This is a genomic window from Actinocorallia populi (assembly GCF_002995495.1).
Classification (GTDB): Bacteria; Actinomycetota; Actinomycetes; order Streptosporangiales; family Streptosporangiaceae; genus Actinocorallia; species Actinocorallia populi.
Genome location: NZ_PVZV01000010.1, coordinates 147,374 through 167,620 on the forward strand (window position 1 = coordinate 147,374; position 20,247 = coordinate 167,620).

24 protein-coding genes are annotated in these 20,247 nt (G+C 71.5%); 12 read left to right on the forward strand and 12 right to left on the reverse strand.

Annotated features, from left to right (window positions below; all coding sequences use genetic code 11):
- Positions 1-148: 148 nt before the first annotated feature.
- Both C2865_RS33570 and C2865_RS33575 read right to left on the reverse strand, forming a co-directional pair.
- Positions 149-1,375: an acyl-CoA dehydrogenase family protein gene (locus C2865_RS33570; protein ID WP_106402667.1), complete on the reverse strand. Its 1,227-nt coding sequence runs from the start codon at positions 1,373-1,375 to the stop codon at positions 149-151.
- A gap of 173 nt (positions 1,376-1,548) precedes the next feature.
- On the reverse strand, positions 1,549-2,550 hold the full coding sequence (locus C2865_RS33575) for a glucosyl-3-phosphoglycerate synthase (protein ID WP_106402668.1): 1,002 nt from the start codon (positions 2,548-2,550) through the stop codon (positions 1,549-1,551).
- Positions 2,551-2,810: 260 nt separating this feature from the next.
- Here C2865_RS33575 and C2865_RS41640 point away from each other — a divergent pair, with 260 nt between their 5' ends.
- Positions 2,811-2,939 (forward strand): hypothetical protein, encoded by a 129-nt coding sequence (locus C2865_RS41640; RefSeq protein ID WP_269802764.1) that lies wholly within the window; start codon positions 2,811-2,813, stop codon positions 2,937-2,939.
- Between the two features lie 73 nt (positions 2,940-3,012).
- Here the strand turns inward: C2865_RS41640 and C2865_RS33580 are convergent, their stop codons facing one another.
- Positions 3,013-4,455: an XRE family transcriptional regulator gene (locus C2865_RS33580; RefSeq protein ID WP_106402669.1), complete on the reverse strand. Its 1,443-nt coding sequence runs from the start codon at positions 4,453-4,455 to the stop codon at positions 3,013-3,015.
- Between the two features lie 153 nt (positions 4,456-4,608).
- Between C2865_RS33580 and aceA the strand changes: the two genes are divergently transcribed.
- The 4 genes from aceA (at position 4,609) to C2865_RS33600 (ending at position 8,611) form a co-directional block, all read left to right on the forward strand.
- Positions 4,609-5,895, forward strand: a complete 1,287-nt coding sequence (aceA, locus tag C2865_RS33585) for an isocitrate lyase (protein WP_106402670.1) — start codon at positions 4,609-4,611, stop codon at positions 5,893-5,895.
- A gap of 187 nt (positions 5,896-6,082) precedes the next feature.
- Entirely contained in the window at positions 6,083-6,868 is a 786-nt protein-coding gene (locus tag C2865_RS33590; protein ID WP_106402671.1) for an ABC transporter permease, read from the forward strand.
- Positions 6,861-7,649, forward strand: a complete 789-nt coding sequence (locus C2865_RS33595) for an ABC transporter permease (protein WP_232835940.1) — start codon at positions 6,861-6,863, stop codon at positions 7,647-7,649. The genes C2865_RS33590 and C2865_RS33595 overlap by 8 nt, the downstream gene beginning before the upstream one ends.
- 2 nt (positions 7,650-7,651) lie before the next feature.
- On the forward strand, positions 7,652-8,611 hold the full coding sequence (locus tag C2865_RS33600) for an ABC transporter ATP-binding protein (RefSeq protein ID WP_106402672.1): 960 nt from the start codon (positions 7,652-7,654) through the stop codon (positions 8,609-8,611).
- Between the two features lie 3 nt (positions 8,612-8,614).
- Here C2865_RS33600 and C2865_RS33605 read toward each other — a convergent pair whose 3' ends face one another.
- The 4 genes from C2865_RS33605 to C2865_RS39710 all read right to left on the reverse strand — a co-directional run bounded on the left by C2865_RS33605 (position 8,615) and on the right by C2865_RS39710 (position 10,168).
- A complete protein-coding gene (locus tag C2865_RS33605) occupies positions 8,615-9,091 on the reverse strand; it encodes a hypothetical protein (protein ID WP_198653789.1) in 477 nt (158 codons plus the stop codon).
- A gap of 90 nt (positions 9,092-9,181) precedes the next feature.
- The gene (locus C2865_RS33610; protein WP_198653790.1) at positions 9,182-9,418 is read right to left on the reverse strand and encodes a DUF3099 domain-containing protein; all 237 of its coding nucleotides are present in this window, start codon (positions 9,416-9,418) and stop codon (positions 9,182-9,184) included.
- Positions 9,419-9,465: 47 nt separating this feature from the next.
- On the reverse strand, positions 9,466-9,867 hold the full coding sequence (gene mscL, locus C2865_RS33615) for a large conductance mechanosensitive channel protein MscL (RefSeq protein WP_106402673.1): 402 nt from the start codon (positions 9,865-9,867) through the stop codon (positions 9,466-9,468).
- 157 nt (positions 9,868-10,024) lie between these two features.
- Positions 10,025-10,168 carry a hypothetical protein gene (locus C2865_RS39710; protein WP_157964011.1) on the reverse strand — a complete coding sequence of 48 codons (144 nt, stop codon included), beginning with the start codon at positions 10,166-10,168 and terminating at the stop codon, positions 10,025-10,027.
- 170 nt (positions 10,169-10,338) lie between these two features.
- Between C2865_RS39710 and C2865_RS39715 the strand changes: the two genes are divergently transcribed.
- The 4 genes from C2865_RS39715 (at position 10,339) to C2865_RS33630 (ending at position 13,149) form a co-directional block, all read left to right on the forward strand.
- Positions 10,339-10,497, forward strand: a complete 159-nt coding sequence (locus tag C2865_RS39715) for a hypothetical protein (RefSeq protein WP_157964012.1) — start codon at positions 10,339-10,341, stop codon at positions 10,495-10,497.
- A gap of 80 nt (positions 10,498-10,577) precedes the next feature.
- The gene (locus C2865_RS33620) at positions 10,578-11,984 is read left to right on the forward strand and encodes an aldehyde dehydrogenase family protein (RefSeq protein ID WP_106402674.1); all 1,407 of its coding nucleotides are present in this window, start codon (positions 10,578-10,580) and stop codon (positions 11,982-11,984) included.
- 47 nt (positions 11,985-12,031) lie between these two features.
- The gene (locus C2865_RS33625; RefSeq protein ID WP_232835941.1) at positions 12,032-12,715 is read left to right on the forward strand and encodes a hypothetical protein; all 684 of its coding nucleotides are present in this window, start codon (positions 12,032-12,034) and stop codon (positions 12,713-12,715) included.
- Between the two features lie 59 nt (positions 12,716-12,774).
- Positions 12,775-13,149 carry a VOC family protein gene (locus C2865_RS33630; protein WP_106402676.1) on the forward strand — a complete coding sequence of 125 codons (375 nt, stop codon included), beginning with the start codon at positions 12,775-12,777 and terminating at the stop codon, positions 13,147-13,149.
- A 51-nt stretch (positions 13,150-13,200) separates the two neighbouring features.
- Here the strand turns inward: C2865_RS33630 and C2865_RS33635 are convergent, their stop codons facing one another.
- The gene (locus C2865_RS33635; RefSeq protein WP_106402677.1) at positions 13,201-14,064 is read right to left on the reverse strand and encodes an LLM class flavin-dependent oxidoreductase; all 864 of its coding nucleotides are present in this window, start codon (positions 14,062-14,064) and stop codon (positions 13,201-13,203) included.
- Between the two features lie 202 nt (positions 14,065-14,266).
- Here C2865_RS33635 and C2865_RS33640 point away from each other — a divergent pair, with 202 nt between their 5' ends.
- On the forward strand, positions 14,267-14,911 hold the full coding sequence (locus C2865_RS33640) for a MerR family transcriptional regulator (protein WP_106402678.1): 645 nt from the start codon (positions 14,267-14,269) through the stop codon (positions 14,909-14,911).
- On the opposite strand, the gene C2865_RS33645 is transcribed toward C2865_RS33640, so the two are convergent.
- A complete protein-coding gene (locus tag C2865_RS33645) occupies positions 14,899-15,531 on the reverse strand; it encodes a class I SAM-dependent methyltransferase (RefSeq protein ID WP_198653791.1) in 633 nt (210 codons plus the stop codon). The genes C2865_RS33640 and C2865_RS33645 overlap by 13 nt on opposite strands.
- A 94-nt stretch (positions 15,532-15,625) precedes the next feature.
- On the opposite strand from C2865_RS33645, the gene C2865_RS33650 reads away from it, so the two are divergent.
- Positions 15,626-16,258: a DedA family protein gene (locus C2865_RS33650; protein ID WP_157964013.1), complete on the forward strand. Its 633-nt coding sequence runs from the start codon at positions 15,626-15,628 to the stop codon at positions 16,256-16,258.
- 179 nt (positions 16,259-16,437) lie between these two features.
- On the opposite strand, the gene C2865_RS33655 is transcribed toward C2865_RS33650, so the two are convergent.
- Entirely contained in the window at positions 16,438-17,493 is a 1,056-nt protein-coding gene (locus C2865_RS33655) for a helix-turn-helix domain-containing protein (protein WP_106402680.1), read from the reverse strand.
- Positions 17,494-17,621: 128 nt separating this feature from the next.
- Here C2865_RS33655 and C2865_RS33660 point away from each other — a divergent pair, with 128 nt between their 5' ends.
- Complete coding sequence (locus C2865_RS33660) at positions 17,622-18,416, forward strand: class II aldolase/adducin family protein (protein ID WP_106402681.1); 795 nt, start codon at positions 17,622-17,624, stop codon at positions 18,414-18,416.
- A 111-nt stretch (positions 18,417-18,527) separates the two neighbouring features.
- On the opposite strand, the gene C2865_RS33665 is transcribed toward C2865_RS33660, so the two are convergent.
- Together C2865_RS33665 and C2865_RS33670 are read right to left on the reverse strand one after the other, a co-directional pair.
- Positions 18,528-18,968, reverse strand: coding sequence for an HNH endonuclease (locus C2865_RS33665; RefSeq protein ID WP_106402806.1), 441 nt, complete (start codon positions 18,966-18,968; stop codon positions 18,528-18,530).
- A gap of 68 nt (positions 18,969-19,036) precedes the next feature.
- The gene (locus C2865_RS33670; RefSeq protein ID WP_106402682.1) at positions 19,037-20,245 is read right to left on the reverse strand and encodes an ROK family transcriptional regulator; all 1,209 of its coding nucleotides are present in this window, start codon (positions 20,243-20,245) and stop codon (positions 19,037-19,039) included.
- Positions 20,246-20,247: the final 2 nt, after the last annotated feature.

Below are 20,247 nucleotides of genomic sequence, written 5' to 3' on the forward strand. Positions count from 1 at the left end.
ACGTGCTCCTCACTCGGCGGCACCGTCATGAGCACCCGTATGGGCTCGTCTTGCTCGTCGTAGCTCCTTCGGGTGACGCCGGCGTCCGGAGGAAAAAGAGTGCCCCTGCCATGGGGGGAGTGGCAGGGGCACGTTCTTGCCGGTCGGGCTAGCGGACGGGGAGGCCCGTGACGGCTCGGCCGATGACCAGGCGCTGGATTTCGGAGGTGCCTTCGAAGATGGTGAAGATCTTGGAGTCGCGGTGCATGCGTTCCACGGGGTATTCGCGGGTGTAGCCGTTGCCGCCGAGGATCTGGATGGCCTCCTCCGTCACGCGGACGGCGGTCTCGGAGGCGTGGAGTTTGGCCATGGAGCCTTCGGCGTTCTCGAAGGGCTTGCCCTGGCGGGCCATCCAGGAGGCGCGCCAGATGAGGAGGCGGCTGGCGTCGACGCGCATCTTCATGTCGGCGAGCTTGAAGGCGATGGCCTGGAAGTTGCCGATCTTCTGGCCGAACTGCTCGCGCTCGCGGGAGTACTCGAGGGCGTAGTCGTAGGCGGCGCGGGCGACGCCGAGGGCCATCGCGCCCACGGTGGGGCGGGTGGTCTCGAAGGTCTTCATCGCGGCCTGGCCGGCGGCGCGCTTGCCCTCGCGGACGCGGGCGATGCGGGCGTCGAACTTCTCCTTGCCGCCGATGAGGAGGCGGCCGGGGATGCGCACGTTGTCGAGGATGACCTCGGCGGTGTGGCTGGCGCGGATGCCGTGCTTCTTGAACTTCTGGCCCTGGGAGAAGCCCGGGGTGTTCGGCGGGATGATGAACGACGCCTGGCCGCGCGAGCCGAGCTCGGGGTACACCGAGGCGACGACGATGTGCACGTGGGCGATGCCGCCGTTGGTCGCCCAGGTCTTGGTGCCGTTGAGCACCCACTCGTCCTTGGCCTCGTCGTAGACGGCGCGGCAGCGGATCGAGCCGACGTCCGAGCCGGCGCCCGGCTCGGAGGCGCAGAACGCGCCGAGCTTGACGTCGTCGGGGGTGCCGAACATCTGCGGGGCCCACTCGGCGATCTGCTCGGGGGTGCCGGTGGCGGCCAGCGAGGCGGCGGCCAGGCCGGTGCCGGTGATGGCCAGCGCGATGCCGGCGTCGCCCCAGTACAGCTCCTCGAAGGTGACCGGGATGCCGAGGCCGGTCTCCTCGAACGACTGGGTGGCGAAGAAGTCCAGCGAGTACAGGCCGATCTTGGCCGCCTCCTGGATGATCGGCCAGGGGGTCTCCTCCCGTTCGTCCCACTCCTCGGCCGCAGGCCGGATCACGTCCCGGGCGAACTCGCGGGTCCAGGCCTGGGCTTCCCGAAGATCCTCCGTGAGCTCCAGGGAGAAGCTCTTGGCTGCGTCGGACATGGTGTGTAGACCCCTTACGGAAATACCGGCGAATAACGTGTTACCCACGGTAGCACCAGGGGGTTACCGCGGAGTAGCCCTCGTTGGAATGATCCAGAGGCCCGTGGGGAGTATCACAGCTCACAGGCGGGACGGGTCTACTCTCCCCGGCCACAGAGCCCCGGGCAAAGTACTCAGTCGCGTGAGTGGCTCCGGCCCGCCCGCCGCCCCCGCGCTCCCGCGGTCAGCGCGTACTCGGGGACCTCGATCATGGGCGGCCGCTCGTCCACCCTGGCGTCGCGGTCGGCCGGCTCGTGCCCGGACGCCCCGCGGTGGAACTGGGTGAGCACCGGGGACGGCGAGGACAGCGGCATCACCAGGCCGTGCCGGTCCAGCCGGGACCAGGCGGTCTGCAGGATCTGGGCGGCCATGACGGCCAGGGCCTCGGTGGACTGGTGGGAGTGCTCGCGCGCCCCCAGGTCGACCTGGGCCAGCCCGTCGAGCCCCACGGCCTCCAGCGCGTCCAGGAGCAGGCCCAGCTCGACGCCGTAGCCGGTCATGAACGGCAGGCGCTCCAGCAGCGAGCGCCGCCCGGCGTACTCGCCGCCCAGCGGCTGGACGATCCCGGCGAGCAGCGGCCAGTGGAGGTTCAGCAGCGGCCGCGCCACCAGCTCGGTGACCCGCCCTCCCCCGGCGAAGGAAGCCTCGGGGCCGTTGTAGGGCCGGTCGTAACAGGCCTTCACGTACGACACGTCCGGACACGACAGCAGCGGGCCCAGCAGCCCCGTCACGAAGGACGGGGAGAAGTTCACCAGGTCGGCGTCCACGAACACCACGATGTCCCCCGACGTCACCGCCAGGGACTTCCACAACGCCTCCCCCTTGCCCGAAAGGCACGGCAGGCGCGGCAGGATCGTGTCCTGCCCGAAGACCTTGGCCCCCGCCGCGGCGGCGACGGCGGCGGTCTCGTCCACCGACCTCGAGTCGATCACGACGATCTCGTCCACCAGCGGCGTGCGTTCGACCAGGTCCCGCCTGATCGCCGCGACGATGCCCCCGACGGTGTCCTGCTCGTCCCGCGCGGGCAGCACGACGCTCACCCGGGTGGAACCCTTCAGACCCAGCAGCGGCTCGGCCGGCCAGTCCGCGGCCGAGCTGGACCGGCGGCGGAGCCAGTCCGCGGCTTCAGCGAGCACAGCACCCTCCTCTCCTAGAAAGGAACATCGCGGGCATCCCCGATCATTCACCCACCTATCCGGAGAGCGGCAGACCGACCCAGGAACTTAACCAGCCGTAACACCCCGTTCACCTGCCCAGTTCATCCTCGCAAACCACACCACAGAAGACATATCGCACCGAACCCTCTACCCGCCGGGGCCCGGACGAATGATTTTTCTGTTTGAGACTCTCAGAACCAGTGGAACGGCGGCGAAACCCTGCGAACGACGACGCTTCTTTGAGAGGATCCCGGTACCGGAAATCCCCCGCCCGAGGACCACTGATGATCATCTTTGTCCTGGCCGCCGTCGCGGTCGTGGTGATCGCGCTCACCTACTGGTACTTCCTCCGGAAGTCCGGCGACTGAGCCGTGAAACGCCGATGAGCGGTGCGCAGACCGCACCGCTCATCGCACCCGGGACCAAAGGGCCCGCAGGCCCTCACGCCGGTTCGACGCTGTGCTTGTCCAGGAAGGTGTAGACGTCGGCCTCGTCCACGCCGGGGAACGCGCCGGGGGGCAGCACCGACAGCACGTGCGAATGGGCGCGGGCCGACGGCCAGGACTGGCCCTCCCAGCGGGCGGCGAGGTCGGCCGGCGGCAGCTGGCAGCACTCGCCCTCGGGGCAGGCGGACCTGACCCGGTTGGCGGTCTCCCGGCCGCGGAACCAGCGGGAGTCCTCGAACCGCACGCCCAGCGTGATCGCGAAGTCCCGCTCGTGGCTGGGGTCGATGTGCGACAGGCACCAGTACGTGCCCTTGGGCGTGTCGGTGTACTGGTAGAAGACCGAGAAGCGGTCGTTGCTGTGGAACACCCGGCGCCCGGCCCACTGCCGGCACATGCGCTGGCCCTCGATCGCGCCGTCCTCGTCCGCGGGGAAGAGCAGCCCGTCGTTGGCGTACGCCTTGTAGATCGTGCCGCTCTCGTCGTTCTTGGTGAAGTGGCAGCGCAGATCCAGGTGGTGGGTCGCGATGTTGGTGAAGCGGTGCGCGGCCATCTCGTAGGAGACCGAGAAGACGTCCGCGAGGTCCTCCACCGACAGCTCCCGGTCGGCCTTGGCGTCGCGCAGGTAGGGCACGACCGCGGCCTCGGGGATCAGCGTCGCCGCCGCGAAGTAGTTGGCCTCCACCCGCTGGCGCAGGAAGTCGGCGAAGTCGCGGGGCACCGAGTGGCCCAGCGCGATGTGGCCGAGGGTCTGCAGCAGGATCGTGCGGGGCGTGTGCATGCCCAGCTGCTCGCGCTCGAGATAGATGCGCCGGTTGCGCTGGTCGGTGATCGACCGGACGGAGCGCGGCAGGTCCTGGACGTAGCGCAGGGTGTAGCCGAAGTGGTTGACCAGCGCCATGAGCATGCCCTGTGACAGCGCGCCCGAGCGGTAGCCGACGTTGTCGAGCGTCTTGCGCGCCACCTGCTCGATCTCGCCGAAGTAGTTGCCGCGGTCGTGCATCTTGCGCCGCAGCTCGGCGTTGGCGAGCCGTGCCTCCTCCGGCGAGGCCGTGGGCTTGGTCCGCGAGCGCTTGAGCTCGTCGTACAGCCCGAGCAGGTGCTCCAGGACGTCGTTGGGCAGCCGCTTGGAGGCCTTCAGGTAGGGCAGCCCGAGGCTCTTGTAGATGGGGTCGCGCTGGGCCTCCTCCAGGGCGATCTCCAGCTGCGCGCGCCGCGAGGGCGCCTCCCGCTGCAGAAGTTCCTCGACCGGCACGCCGAGGGCGTTCGCCAGCGATTGCAGCAGTGACAGCTTCGGCTCGCGTTTGCCGTTCTCCAGCAGGGACAGCTGGGAGGGCGCTCGGCCGACACGTTCTCCCAGCTCAGAGAGGGTAAGACCACGTTGACGGCGGAGGTGTCGCAGGCGCTGGCCGAAGACGGAAAGGTCTACACCACTCGACAAGTTCAGCGTTTCTTCACTTCGCAAGGTCGCCACGGGTTGATAGTAGCGCAAAAACGGCAGAAGTTTCTGTTACTGGGTGGTAGAACCTTGACGTCAAGATATGCAGACTCAGAGACAAGCACCCAGGGGACGACATAACGAGGGAGCAAGACAATGACTGACGGTCGCCTCAAGGGCGCAGCCGAAGCGCTGCAGAACCAGTGGAACACCGACCCGCGCTGGAAGGGCATCGAGCGGACCTACACCGCCGAGGACGTCGTCAAGCTGCGCGGCTCGGTCCAGGTGGAGCACACCCTGGCCCGCCAGGGCGCCGAGCGCCTGTGGAACCTGCTGCACACCGAGGACTACGTCCACGCCCTCGGCGCCCTGACCGGCAACCAGGCCGTCCAGCAGATCAAGGCCGGCCTCAAGGCCATCTACCTGTCGGGCTGGCAGGTCGCCGGCGACGCCAACCTCGCGGGCCAGACCTACCCCGACCAGTCGATCTACCCGGCCAACTCCGTGCCGGCCGTCGTCAAGCGCATCAACAACGCGCTGACCCGCGCCGACCAGATCACCTGGTCCGAGGGCCAGGAGGACGCCCCGCACTGGTTCGCGCCGATCGTCGCGGACGCCGAGGCCGGCTTCGGCGGCGTGCTCAACGCCTACGAGCTGATGAAGGGCATGATCGAGGCCGGCGCCGCGGGCGTGCACTGGGAGGACCAGCTGGCCTCCGAGAAGAAGTGCGGCCACCTGGGCGGCAAGGTCCTCATCCCGACCGGCCAGCACATCAAGACCCTCAACGCCGCGCGCCTGGCCGCCGACGTCTCCAACGTGCCGACCCTGGTGATCGCGCGGACCGACGCCGAGGCCGCGACCCTCATCACCACCGACGTGGACGAGCGCGACCGCCCGTTCATCACCGGCGAGCGCACCGCCGAGGGCTTCTACCGGGTCCGCAACGGCGTCGAGCCCTGCATCGCCCGCGCCCTGGCCTACGCGCCGTACTCCGACCTCATCTGGATGGAGACCGGCACCCCGGACCTCGAGCTGGCCCGCAAGTTCGCCGAGGCCGTCAAGGCCGAGTACCCGGACCAGATGCTGGCCTACAACTGCTCGCCTTCCTTCAACTGGAAGAAGCACCTGGACGACGCGACCATCGCCAAGTTCCAGCGCGAGCTCGGCCACATGGGCTTCAAGTTCCAGTTCATCACCCTGGCCGGTTTCCACGCGCTCAACTACTCCATGTTCGACCTGGCCCACGGCTACGCCCGCGAGGGCATGACCGCCTACGTCGACCTGCAGGAGCGCGAGTTCGCCAGCGAGTCCCGCGGCTACACCGCCACCAAGCACCAGCGCGAGGTCGGCACCGGCTACTTCGACGCCGTCTCCACCGCCATCAACCCGAACTCCTCGACCACCGCCTACAAGGGCTCCACCGAGGACGAGCAGTTCCACTAGAAGACGCCCGCCTGGCGGCGTGCTGAACGAACCACCGAAGGCACCCGTCTGACGGCGTGCCGGACCTGATCGGCGCGGTGACTCCCCTCATACCGCGCGGTCCCCTTGAAAGACCCTCCCGGCCACTGCGGCGGGGAGGGTCTTTCGCCTACGCTGAGTGATCTTGCCGTCTCGCGGGCGGAGGTCCATGGTCTACGCGCTGGTCGGATGGTTGTCGTTCCGACGCCACTCCGCCTACCTGGCGGCCTCGATCGGCGCGACCGTCAGCAACACGTTCTTCGGGTTCCTGCGCGCCTACATCCTCATCGCCGTCTGGAAGTACAAGCCGGACCTCGGCGGCTACGACGTCCTCGACGCGATCACGTTCTCCTTCCTGACCCAGGCGCTCATCGGCCCCGTCCAGATCTTCGGCGGGCTCGACCTGGCGCAGCGCGTGCGCACCGGCGACGTCGCCATCGACCTGCACCGGCCCGCCGACCTCCAGGCGTGGTGGCTCGCCGACGACCTCGGACGCGCCGCGCACGCGTTCCTCTCCCGGGGGTTCGCCCCCCTGGCCGCCGGATGGCTGGTGTTCGGGATCGTCCTGCCGGGCCCCGCGCAGGGGGCGGCGTTCCTGCTCTCCCTGCTGCTCGCCGTCCTGGTCGGCTTCGGGATGCGCTACCTGGTGGCCCTCGCGGTGTTCTGGATCCACGACGCGCGCGGCGTGGAGGCCATTATCAGGTCCTGCGCCCTGTTCCTCTCCGGCATGCTCATGCCGCTGGTGGCCTTCCCCGGCGCGGTCGGCGCCGTCGTCCAGGCCCTGCCGTGGGCGGCCCTCATCCAGGTGCCCGCGGACGTCTACCTCGGCAAGCGCCAGGGCTGGGACCTCCTGGCGGCGTACGCCTTCCAGGCCGGCTGGGCGCTGGCGCTGCTCCTGCTGGGCCGGGCGCTCACCCGGGCGGCCCACCGGAGGCTGGTGATCCAGGGTGGTTAGCACCTGGCTCCTGCTGGCGCGGACGTGGACGCGCGCGGCGCTCCAGTACCCCGCCACGCTGGCGATGCTGTCGGCCGGCGTGGTGATCAGCACGTCGCTCGACCTGCTCACCATCGTCATCGTCTTCCTGCACGTGCCGCGCTTCGGCGGCTTCGAGCCCGCCGGGGTGATGTACCTCTACGGCGGCGCGCACATCGCGTTCGCGCTCAGCAACGTGCTGATCGGCTCGGCCGACCGGCTCGGCGAGCACATCAGGACCGGCAACTTCGACACGATGCTCATCCGCCCGGTGCACCCGCTCGTCCAGCTCGCGACCGAGGACTTCAGCCCGCGCAAGGTCGCCCGGCTGGTGCCCTCGTGCCTCGTGCTGGGCTGGGGGATCTCCCGCCTGGACCTCTCCCCCGGCGACCTGCTGCTGACCGCCCTCATGATCGTGAACGGGACCGTGCTGTTCTGCGCGTTGTGGGTGCTGGCCGCCGCCGCCCAGTTCGTCCTGCTCGACGCCGCCCAGGCCACCCATGTGATCACCTGGGGCGGCGAGTTCACCGTCCAGTACCCGATGTCGCTGTACGCCAGGGAGTTCCTCTACGCCGTGACGTTCGTGGTGCCGCTGGCGTTCGTGAACTGGCAGCCGTCCCTGTACGTCCTGGGCGTCCCCGACCCGCTCGGGCTGCCCGGGTTCGTCAGGTTCCTCGGGCCCGTGGCGACCGCGCTGCTGTGCCTGGTCGCGGCCGCCGCCTGGCGTACGGGCCTTCGCCACTACCGTTCGACGGGGAGTTGACCGTGATCCAGCTGTCCGAGGTGAGCAAGACCTTCCCGGTCCGGCAGAAGACCGGGCGGCTGCGCCGCGGCCGGACCCTGGTCACGGCCGTCGACAAGATCGGCTTCGAGGTCTCCCCCGGCGAGTTCGTCGGCTACCTGGGCCCCAACGGCGCCGGGAAGTCCACCACGATCAAGATGCTGACCGGCATCCTCTCGCCGTCCTCGGGGCGGGTGCGGGTGGCGGGCCTGGACCCCTCGCGCAGGCGCACCGAGCTGGCGCTGCGCCTCGGCGTGGTGTTCGGGCAGCGCACCACTCTGTGGTGGGACCTGCCGCTGCGCGACAGCTTCGCACTGATCCGGCACCTTTACAAAGTAGACCAGAGGCGGTTCGCGGCGCGGCTCGCCGAGCTCACCGAGCTGCTGGACCTCGGCCCGTTCCTCGGCACGCCCGTGCGGCAGCTCAGCCTGGGCCAGCGCATGCGCGGCGACCTCACCGCCGCGCTGCTGCACTCCCCCGCCCTGCTCGTCCTGGACGAGCCGACGATCGGCCTGGACGTGGTGAGCAAGGCGACCGTGCGCGAGTTCCTGGCCCGGATCAACGCCGAGGAGGGCACCACGGTCCTGCTCACCACCCACGACCTGGGGGACATCGAACGGCTGTGCCGCCGGGTCATGGTCATCGACCACGGGCGCGTGGCGTTCGACGGCACCCTGGACGAACTGCGCGCGACGGCCCCCGCCGACCGCACCCTCATCGTCGACCTCGCCGGGGACGGCGTGCTCGCCGGGCTGCCGGACGGGGTGCGGCTGGTGCGGCGGGAGGGCCCCCGGTCGTGGCTGGCCGTCCCCCCGGACGTCAGCGCCGCCTCGGTCGTCGCGGACGTGGCGCGGGCGTGCGACGTCGCCGACATCGCGCTGCGCGAGCCGGACATCGAGGACGTCGTCACCCGGCTGTACCGGGGTTCGCCCGCGCCGGCGTGAGGATCAGCGGCGGGTGCGGGGCGGGGGGCGGTAGTCGTAGTCGTCCTCGAGGCCGTCGTGGGGGTGGGGCCAGCGGTAGGGCGCCCAGGCCGTGACGAACAGGATGAACCCCACGAGCGCCAGCAGGCCGGTCGAGAGCAGCATCTGCAGGGCGGTATCGAGCTCGCCGGAGGGCGGGAGGTCGGCGGCCAGCCCCGCGGCGCGCGCGGGCTCGGCGAGGTACCAGCCGCTCCATCCCAGCAGGCCCAGCGCCGGGATCATGGAGACGCACGGCGAGATCCAGCGGGCCACCACGAGGATGCCGATGACCAGCCCCACGGCGCCCATCGCCGCGTACGCGCCGTAGAACTGGGTCTCGTCGGTGACCGTCAGGTCCATCGCGTTGACCGACGCCCGGGAGCGGGCGAAGCCCCAGGCCATTCCGTAGGCGAGCGCCGGCGTGAGCAGGATGCCGAGCAGAAACCCGAAGGCGTGCCGCAAGGAGAACCACCGTCCCTGTCCGAGGTGCGACTGCACCGCCGCAACTTCATAACAGGTCGATCACCTTAAGGCCATGGTTTCCCCGATATTTCAGACATTCCGCTGGCGCCGGCGCGCCTGTTCCTCCTCCTCGGCGTCCAGCTCGGCGTTGTACTCCTCCCCCGGCTTGTTGGCCATGATCACGGCCACCAGGGGAAGGGCCGCCGCCACCACGAGCATGATGAACATCAGCAGGCCGGACCAGGGGCGGACCACCAGCAGGGCGACCAGGAAGAGCACCAGGCTCGCCCCCATCGCCATCAGGTAGTGACGCTTCCATTTCTCCATGGATCCAGGCTACGCCGGGCACCTAAAACATTACTTAAAGTGCATATTCAGGCGGTCACCGGCACCGGCTGGGTGCAGTGGGCGCAGCGGCTCGCCTTGAGCGGGATCTGGCTCAGGCAGTGCGGGCAGTCCTTCTCGGTGGCGGCCTGGTCCCGGTCGAGGTAGGAGATGACCTTCGCCATCGGGGCGACCAGCACGAAGTAGACGACGACCGCCGAGATCAGGAAGGTCAGGGACGCCGAGATGAAGTCGCCGTAGGGGAAGACGGTGTCCCCGATCGTGCCCTTGAGGTGGCTCAGGTTCTGGTTGCCGCCCACCAGGGCCAGCAGCGGGTCGACGAACGACTTCACGAACTGGTTCACCAGCGCGCTGAACTGGGCGCCGATCACCACGGCGACCGCCAGCTGCACGAGGTTCCCTCTGAAGAGGAACTTCTTGAACCCTTCCACGCCATCCTCCAGACACCGGACGGGCCCCGCCTCGCGGAGCCCGTGCTCGCGCGCCGCTCCCGCTGAGCGGCGTCCTGCGATCCCGGTATCCTTCCAGGCCCGGAACATCCGGAATGCCAGATCCAAGGAGACAGCGGCGCGGAATGTCGCGGACGGCTCAGCCGTCGGCTCCGGTGCGGTCGTGGTGGGCGTCCTCGGGCCGTCGCGGGGTGAGCAGCACCCACGGGGCCGGACGGGACGGCGGGGGCGGGGTGTCGGCGGGCACGGGACGCGGCGCGTCCTGGCGTTCCTGTGCGGTCATGTCGATCTCCCCCTCTCAGGCTTCGAGTCGCGGACGAGAAATCCGGTTCCCTCCATTCCGTGACACCTTGCCGGATCCACCACCCCGCGGGCAAATACTTTCCGCCCAGCTCACCGCGGGCGTTCCACCGCGGTTAACGTGGTCGGGAACCGGACGGAAGGAGCGTACCCGTGACACCGAGGACACCGGACCCGGAGTTCGAGACCGGGGAGTTCGCCAGGGACGTGTGCTGGCTCGGCGAGGACCACCCGGACTTCCGGGACGACTACCCGCCCGCCTTCCCGCCCGAGCCGGCCGGTGGCGGCGATCCGGACGATTCCGTCGGGTAAACCCGGTCCCGCCGCCTTCCCTTCGATCGGGAAACCGAGGAGACTAGAATCCCATTCGGTAATCCGAGAGAAGGGCGCGCATGAGCCAGTACGGTATGACGATCGGCGGCGAGAGCGTCGACGCCAAGGACACGTTCGACGTTGTCAACCCCGCCACCGGTGAGGTCTACGCCCAGGCGCCGGACGCCTCCGTCGAGCAGCTCGACGCCGCCTTCGACGCCGCCCAGCAGGCCTACAGGTCGTGGAGGCGCGACGAGGCGGCCCGCCGCCAGGCGCTGCACGCCGCCGGGGACCTGCTCATGGCCAAGGCCGGCGAGCTGGCCCCGGTGCTCACCTCCGAGCAGGGCAAGCCGCTGCAGGAGGCCATGTTCGAGATCATCGGCTCCGGCATGTGGCTGAAGCACTTCGCCGACCTGGAGATGCCGCGCGAGGTGCTCCAGGACGACGACAGGGCCTTCGTCGAGGTGGTGCGCCGCCCGATGGGCGTGGTCGCCGCCATCACCCCGTGGAACTTCCCGTGGCTCCTGGCCTGCTGGAAGATCGCCCCCGCGCTGCTGGCGGGCAACACGATGGTGCTCAAGCCCTCCCCCTACACCCCCGTCACCACGCTGGCGGCCGGGCGGCTGCTGCAGGAGGTGCTGCCCGCCGGCGTGCTGAACGTGGTCAGCGGCCGCGACCCGCTGGGCGCGCACATGACCTCCCACCCCGTCCCCCGCAAGATCAGCTTCACCGGCAGCGTGGCCACCGGCAAGCGGGTCGCCGCCGCGGCGGCCGACGACCTCAAGCGCGTCACCCTGGAGCTGGGCGGCAACGACCCGGCGATCGTCCTGGACGACGCCGACGTCGCCGCGGTCGCGCCGAAGCTGTACGGGTCGGCGTTCCAGAACAACGGTCAGATCTGCTCGGCCATCAAGCGCGTCTACGTGCCCGAGTCGCTGCACGACGACCTCGTCGAGGCCATCGCCGAGATCGCCCGCTCGGCCAAGGTCGGCAACGGCCTGGAGGAGGGCGTGCAGCTCGGCCCGCTCAACAACAGGCCGCAGCTGGAGCGGGTCTCGGAGCTGGTCTCCGACGCCCTCTCCCGCGGCGCGCGGGCGGTCTCCGGCGGCAAGGCCGTCGACGGCCCCGGCTACTTCCACGAGCCGACCATCCTGGCCGGCGTCGAGGACGGCTTCCGCATCGTGGACGAGGAGCAGTTCGGCCCCGCCCTGCCGATCGTGAAGTACCGCACGGTGGAGGAGGCCGTCGAGCGGGCCAACGGCACCCTCTTCGGCCTGGGCGGCTCGGTCTGGGGCGGCGACGCCGAGCGCGCCGCCGCGGTGGCCGACGAGCTGGAGTGCGGCTCCGTCTGGGTCAACACCCACCTGGCGCTGGGCCCCGGCCAGCCCTTCGGCGGCTTCAAGTGGAGCGGCGTGGGCACCGAGAACGGGCACTGGGGGGTGGAGGGCTTCACCGAGGTGCAGGTGCGGCACCAGGCCAAGGGGTAAGTTCTGTCCCTATGTGGGACGTTATGTTGCAGGATGACGGTGGCCGCGTGAAGGTCGCCGGCCATCCGACGCGGATCTCCGCACTCGCCCAGATGCTGACGCTGCAGAGTGCCTCCGCGCAGCAGCACTACCTGGTCGAAGGGCCCGGGGAGCCGGAGCTCACCACCAACCGCGACCTGTACCTGCACGTTCTGAGGACCGGCCGGGACGCCCGCGCGGCGTCCTGGTCGCTCTCGGCCTTCCTCCGCTCGTTGTGGAAGGTCAGCGCAGGGCTTCGCGGGAGTTCCGCGCCGACCCCCGACGAGGTCGGCGCGCTGTTCTCGGCGGCCGGCAGCACTCCCCCGCCGCCCTTCGACCCGGCCTGGAGCGGCAAGGACCTCGACCTGACCGGCGACCCGGCTGGCTACGCGGACTGGGAGCGGGTGCTGCTCGCCCAGATCGCCGACCTGGAGGACTTCGTCACCCACCCGCAGTCCGCGGCCGGGACCGGCGTCCAGGCGCCGCGCCCGCCCGGGTCGGGCGCCCGCCCCACCCCCGCCGTGTGGCGCAACTTCGACCCCGCCTCCTACTGCGAGTGCGCGGTCGCGGGCGCCTTCGGCGGCTGGCACCGCGACGACGGGGCGCGGTTGCCGCGCCCCGGCTCGCCGGACCACTCGCCCGTCCGCGACCTGACCGAGATCAGCTGGCTCGAGCTGAGCCGGCTGATCGTGTGCGGACAGATTTTCGAGTAATCCAGGACGAACAGACCGGCGTCCCCTACCCTCGCGGATGAACGAAAGGAGGCCGGTCCATGAGCAGACCCGCGATCTACCCGATAGTGCCCTATCGGGACCTGCGCGGCGCCCTGACCTTCCTGTGCGACGCCTTCGGGTTCACCACCCACCTCCTGATCGAGGACTCCGGCGGCGCCATCGAGCACGTCGAGCTCGCCCTCGGCGACGGCGGCATCATCATGCCGACGCGCGGGAACGACCCTGCCGCGATGTGGTTGTGCGTCCACGTCGACGACCTCGACGCCCACCACGCCCGGGCCGTGCGGGCCGGCGCCCGCATCGTCGACGAGCTCCACGAGACCCGGCACGGCTCGCGCGACTACAGCGCCCTGGACCCGGCGGGCCACCGCTGGACGTTCACCTCCTACGACCCCTACGCCCAGCCCTCCTGACCGCGGCGGCCGCCCCGCGGCCGCCGTCCGGGCCGTCCCCTCCCGACGGCCTCAGCGGAGGCCGCGGCAGAGGGCGGCGACGGCTTCGAAGACGGACATGTCGGCGTCCCAGGGGGAGTCCGGGCGGGGCCAGTGCAGGGCGAGGTCGGTGACGCCCGCCTCGGCGTAGCGGCCGTGCAGGTCCTCGAAGGCCGCCGGGGAGGCGAGCCAGGGGTCGGGGGTGAAGCCGGTGAGCAGGAGCTTGGGGACGGACGCCGGGTCGCGTCCCTCCTGCAGGCAGATCTCCTCGAAGCGGGCGAGCCGCGACTTCAGGAGCGGCAGGGCGGGGGCGTCGGGGCTCTGCGGGTTCGCGATCCAGCCCTGGCCGAGGCGGGCGGCCAGGCGCATGCCGCGGGGGCCCTCCGCCGCGATGAGGAACGGCGGCCGCGGCCGCTGCACCAGGCCCGGGGAGACGGTGACCCCGCGGGCCGACCAGTACTCCCCCTCCGCGGAGACGTCCGTGCCGGTGAGCAGGGCGTCGAGCTGGGCCGTCCACTCGGCGAAGCGGTCGGCGCGCCGCCGCGGCGTCCACTCGGCGCCGAGCACGTCGCCGTCGGAGCCGTGGGACGAGCCGCCCGCGCCGATCCCCAGGGTGAGCCGCCCCCCGCTGATCCGGTCGATCGTCTTGACCGCCTGCGCGGTGGGGACGGGATGGCGGAAGTTCGGCGACGTCACCAGGGTGCCCAGCCGCATCGTCGACGTCACGGCCGCGGCCGCCGCCAGGGAGGTGTAGGCGTCGTCCCAGGGGGTGTGCCCCCTCCAGGCCAGATGGTCGTACAGCCAGCCGGTATGGAAGCCCCATGCCTCCGCCCGCTTCCACAGTTCCCCCATCTGCGGCCAGGGGGAGATCGGCCACATCACCACGCCCACGTTCATGGACTCATCCTGCCAGGAGGATCCGCCTCGGGCCGCCGGAGGAATCGACAGTGCCGAACGGCTCCGGCGAACAGCCGCGAATTCACGAATGCGCCGTCATTCCCATGCGATGAAACGCGGCGCGAATGTGAATCCGGTCGCAGCGGTCCGGGCTTCCGGATGGTCGATTTCTGCCGCAGAGGGAGCGCAGTATCCTCGGGGAATGCGTATCGGAGAGCTGGCGCGGCGTACGGGAGTCCCGGTTCCCACGATCAAGTACTACACGCGCGAGGGCCTGCTCCCGCCCGGTAAGCGCACCTGCCCCAACCAGGTGCGCTACGCCGAGTCGCACGCCCGCAGGCTCAAGCTGATCCGGGCGATGCTGGAGGTCGGCGGCATGTCCGTCTCCGCGGTCCGGGACGTGCTCGCGCAGGTCGACTCCCCGAGCAGGACGGTCCACGGAATGCTCGGCGTCGCCCAGGCCGCCGTCAGCAGGACCGCCGCCGAGCGCGGCACCGAGGAGGAGCGGGAGCGGGCCGAGCAGGACGCGGCCGCGCTGGCGCGCCGGCACGGCTGGGCGGTCAAACCGGAGAACCCCGGCTGGGCCGCGCTCGTCCAGCTCATCGTCGCCTACCGCGATCTGGACCGGGACGACCTGCTGGTGCTGCTCGACGAGTACGCCGCGGCGGCCGGCCGGCTCGCCGAGGCGGAACTGGCCATCGTCGCGCGGGTGCCGACCGTGGACGGCAAGGTCGAGGCCGTGGTCCTGGGCACGGTCCTGGGGGACGCGGCGATGTCGGCGCTGCGCCGCGTCGCCCAGGAGTCCGTCTCGTCAAGGCTCGCGGGATCCGCGGGTCACCCGGAGTAGGCGGGCGCGGGCGCCACCGCCGCCAGGTGGTGGACGCGGGCCGGCGGCAGGTTGCCCAGCACGGTCTCGGCGCGGAAGCGGTGGCGCTGGAGCGTCCGCGCGATGACCGCCTGGGTGCGCCGGGCGCGTCGGCGCTCCTCGTCCCCGGCGAACGTCCGGCGCAGCACGGGCAGTCCCGCGTACGCGAAGAAGGACAGGGTTCCTCCCGGCCTCAGCGCGCCGAGCAGCCTGCCGAAAAGGTCCTCCACGGTCCCCTCGTCGAAGTTCGCGAACGGCAGCCCGCACACGATGGTGTCGTACGCGCCGAGTTCGTGCTCCTGCACCGGCCCCTCCAGCAGCCGCACCCGTGCGTCGCGCCCGTGCGTCCGCTGCAGCAGCGCGGCGAAGCGGGGGTTCGCCTCGGCCAGGTCGAGCGTGTCCAGGGAGCCCATCGACGCCCGTACGCGGCGGGTCACCGCGCCGGTGCCCGGGCCCACCTCGAGCACCGCGCGCGGACGGCCCGAGCCGGGGACGACGTAGCGGGTCAGGGCGCTCGCGAGCGAGGGACCGCTGGGCGCGATCGCCCCGGTGTCCCGGCGGGTCCGGACGAACTCCCGGAAGAACAACGCCATCGCGGCCATGACCGCCTCCAGTACTATCGATAGTAGAAGTATCGATAGTTAACCTACCGGTGCGTGCGGCCCCGCGGGGCCGACCGACCGAACGGGGGGAATGGTGGATCTCTCGTCGCTCCTGTCCTGGATCGACCCCACAGCGGGCCTGGCCCCCCTGCTCGGAGAGCTGGCCTGCTGGGCCTACGCGATCCTGGCGCTCACCACGCTGCCGCCCCTGCTCCCGAACACCCTGCTGCTCGTCACCGGCGGCATGCTGGCCTCGCGCGGCGAGATGTCCCTGACCCTCGTCCTGCTGTCGGTGGCCGGCAGCGCGCTCCTCGGCGACCTGCTGATGCACCGGTTCGGCCGTTCGGCGGGCGGCAGGGTGCGCCGTTCGGCGCGCGGGCGGCGCGGCGAACTGTTCGAATGGGCCTCGCGGGGAGTCCGCAGGCGCGGCATCCCGTTCGTCATCGGCGTGCGGTTCCTGCCCAGCGGGCGGCTGGTCGGCTCGGTCGCGGCCGGCGCCGCCGGGCTCTCCGTGCGGCGGTTCGCCGTCGGCGCGGCGATCGCGGAGGCGATCTGGGCCGCCTACTCGGTGGGCGTGGGCTACTTCGGCGGCGCGGTCAGCGATGATCCCGCGTACGCCGTCGCCCTCGGACTCGCGCTCTCGCTGGGGATCGCCGCCGTCGCGGCCGCCGTCCAGCGGCGCGCCTCACCGGCCGCGCCCGGCCCCGGCACGCCGGAAGAAGAATGAGATTCACACCCCGGCATTCCTCGCACCGCAATTCCGCGCCGAAAAGTCGGCCCGCTGCTCCCCACGTGATTCCGGTAGGCCATCGCGAATCAATGAGGCCGGAACGGCAGGGGCGTCTTCCCGATCGGGGAATTCACCGCCCGACGACGCGGAAATGTTCCGGGGCGCCTGAAGGCTCCTCAGCGGGACAGGAAGGTCCGCAGGGCCCACCAGCAGTGCGCGGCCTGCGGCACGGGCAGGCGGTCCAGGCTCCGGCCGGTGAGCTGCTGGAGGCGGCGCAGCCGGTACTTCACCGTGTTGGGATGGACGTGCAGGGCGGCGGCGGCCGGGTCGATCCGGCAGGCGTGGTCGAGGTAGGCCAGCGCCGTGCCCGCCAGCGCGCGGTGGAAGGGGTCGGCCGGGTCCAGGCCCGCCAGCAGTTCCCCGGCCAGGAGCTCGCCCAGTTCCGGCTCCGCGGCCAGGGCGGTGGGCAGGGCGAGCTCCGCCAGCGGGCGCAGGGCCGGTTCGTCCGGCCGCAGGGCCCTGGCGCACAGCCGGTACATCGCCGGTATGCGCTCGGGTGGCACCAGCGGCGAGACCACCCCGCTCAGGCCGGGCACGGCGGGAGGGGCGGCGACCAGCGCCGCCAGCCGCCCGTCGACCATGCCGGCCAGGCCGGACGGCCCGGCCAGCACCGGCTCCAGGCGGCGGGCCGCCGCCGGGTCGCTGACGCCGGTGACCACCACGCGCCGGGGCCCGCCCTCGGCCAGCTCGCCGTGCAGCAGACCGCGCAGCCGCTGGACCTGGATGTCGCGGGCGGTCCCGGCCAGCTCCAGTTCGGCGATCCGGTGGGCGTGCACCATCCGGTGCTCCAGGCCGGTGGCGATGGCGTCGATCCGGGTGACGGCCTCCAGCAGCTCGTCCGCCGGGATCCCCCGCGCCCGCCCGCGGTCCACGACCGTCCGCACCAGCAGGGAGCGGCCCGCCTGGAAGCCGTCGAGCAGCGCCGCCACCGGCACGCCCTGGCGCGCCCTGGCGGCGCCCAGCGCCTCGGCGGCCCGCAGGTCCGTCAGGCCCGGGTCCCCCGCCGCCAGGGCCGCGAGCGCCGCCTCGACGAGCGCCCGCACGTGCCGCCGGACCTCGTCCTCGGGCAGCGCGGCTACCAGCGGCGAGCGCGCCCTGGCCGCCCGGACGGCCGTCTCGACCACCTCCGGGTCCGGCCCGTCCTCGCCCAGCAGCCCCAGGAAACGTTCCATCGCGCTCCTCTTGTCCCCTGTGGACAACCGGCCCGTCCCTGATTGGGCGCCCGTACCCTAGGCAGGCGGGACGGAATCGGCTTCAGTAGAAGCATAGATTGACGCCCTCGGACAAAGGAGCCCAGGAGATGTCGCAGGAAGAGGAGTTCCTGAACAAGCTGGCGACGGACCTGATCTACCGGTTCCCGCCGAACTTCGACGACGTCGAGGACGAGCGGCGGCACCGCAAGGAACGCCTGGCCGTCGCCCTGCGGGTGTTCGGGAAGTTCGGGTTCGAGGAGGGCGTGGCCGGGCACATCACCGCCCGCGACCCCGAGCACACCGACCACTTCTGGGTGAACCCGTTCGGGATGTCCTTCAAGCACATCAGGGTCAGCGACCTCATCCTGGTCAACCACGCCGGACAGGTCGTCCAGGGCCGCCACCCGGTCAACGAGGCGGCCTTCGCGATCCACTCCCAGCTCCACCAGGCCCGCCCCGACGTGGTGGCCGCCGCGCACAGCCACTCCACCTACGGGCGCGCGCTGTCCGCGCTCGGCCAGAAGCTGGCACCCATCACCCAGGACGCCTGCGCGTTCTACGAGGACCACGGCCTGTTCGACGACTACACCGGCGTCGTCACCGACCTGGAGGAGGGCAAGCGCATCGCCGCGGCCCTCGGCGGGTCCAAGGCCGTCATCCTGCGCAACCACGGGCTGCTGACCGTCGGCGACAGCGTGGACGCGGCCGCCTGGTGGTTCGTCACCATGGAGCGCTCGTGCCAGGTCCAGCTGCTGGCCCAGGCCGCCGGCACCCCGGTGCCGATCGAGCACGACAACGCCGTGGTCACCCGCGGCCAGCTCGGCAACGACCTGGTGGCCTGGGTGAACTACCAGCCCATCGCCGACCAGGTCATCCGGGAGCAGCCCGACCTCTTCGAGTGACCCCTCCCCGCCTGAAGGCGGGAGTCCCCGGCTCACGCCGACGCCGGGCGGGTCTTCCGCGAGCGGCGCCGGCCGGGTCCCGGCCCCGGGAGGGGCCGGGACCTCGCGTCGTCAGGCCATGAGCTGGTCCCAGGTGGGGACGTACGGGGTGACGGCCAGGCGCATCCCGCACTCCTGCAGCAGCGAGTCGGCCTTGCGGTGGTTGCAGCGGGTGCAGGCCAGGACGGTGTTCTCCCAGCTCGACTCCCCGCCCCGGGACACCGGGACGACGTGGTCGATGGAGTTCCCGGACCGCCCGCAGTAGCCGCACCGGCCCCGGTCCCGCTTGTAGACCCCGGCCTTGCTCCAGCCGGGCCGCCGCGAGTGCCGCCACCTCATCGTCACGTACCGCACCAGCCGCAGGACCTTCGGCTCCGGGAACACCCCGAAGCTCCGGCCGTCCACGGCCTCCTCGATGACCGCGACGCCGCGCACCAGCATCCGGATCGCGTGCCTCAGATCCACGCGCTGTAAAGGCTCGTACGAGGCGTTGAGCACCAGGACGCGCGCCATCGTGTACACCCCCTTCCCTCGGGACCCCGTCGCGGGGCCCTGAGGGAAGGGTGCCGATCACCGGGGGTTCACGGCAACGGGTTTTTGCCGCGGACGAGGGTCTCCAGGGGGTCGGCGAGGACGTCGGAGAAGGCGAGTTCGGCGGCGCCCATGAGGGTGGCCTCCTCGCCCAGCTCCGAGGTGCGCAGCCGGACCCGCTCCCGGGCCGCGCCCAGCCCGGCCAGGGCGAGCCGGCTGCGGACCTGGGCGGCGGCGCCCAGGTAGATGTCCCGCAGCACCCCGCCGAAGACCACCATGGCGGGGTTGAAGATGTTCACCAGGTTGGCCACGCCGTGGCCGAGCCAGTCGCCGACCCGGTGCAGCGCGTCCCGGGCCGCCACGTCGCCGCGGTCGGCGGCGTCCACGATGGCGGCGACGGCCTCGCGGCCGCCCGGACCCCGGCGGCCCGCCGCGTCCAGCAGCGCCAGCTCCCCCGCCTCGGCCTCCAGGCAGCCGCGGGAGCCGCAGCCGCAGAGCCGCCCTCCGGGGTTGACGACCATGTGGCCGACCTCGCCGCCGTAGCCGCCCTCGCCACCCAGCAGCCTGCCGCCGACGATGACGCCGCCGCCGATGCCGACGTCGCCGTGCAGGTAGATGAGGTCGTCCAGGCCCGCGCCCGCGCCGCGCTCCCGTTCGGCCAGCGCCCCCAGGTTGGCGTCGTTGCCGACCGACACGCGCAGCCCCATCCCGAGGCGGCGGCCCAGCTCCGCGCCGAACGGCACGTCCGTCCAGCCGAGGTTGGGGCTGAGCCGCACCACGCCGTCCTCCTGCCGGACGATGCCGGAGAACGCCGCCCCGATGCCCACGCAGACGGTGTCGGGCCGCGCCGCCCGCACGAGCCGGCGGGCCTGGCCCGCCAGCTCGGAGACGACCGCGTCCGGGTCGAACGGGTCGGGCGGGCGCGGCGCGTTCCCGCGGGCCAGCACCACCCCGCCGAGCCCGATCCGCGCCACGGTCAGCCGGTCCGCGCCCACGTCCAGGGCGAGCACGTAGACCCGGGAGCTCTCCGGGCGCACCACCAGGGAGGGCCGGCCCGCCCTGCCCCTGGTGCGGGGCAGCTCCTCGCGCACCAGGCCGGCGGCGGTGAGGTCGGAGGTCAGCGCCATGATGGTGCTGCGGTTCAGCCCCATCCGCTCGGCCAGCTCCGCGCGCGAGGCCTGGCCCGACAGGTGCACGTGGCGCAGCAGCGTGCCCAGATTGTGCCGGCGGATCTCCTCTGGCGAGGGCGCGGCTTTCACGG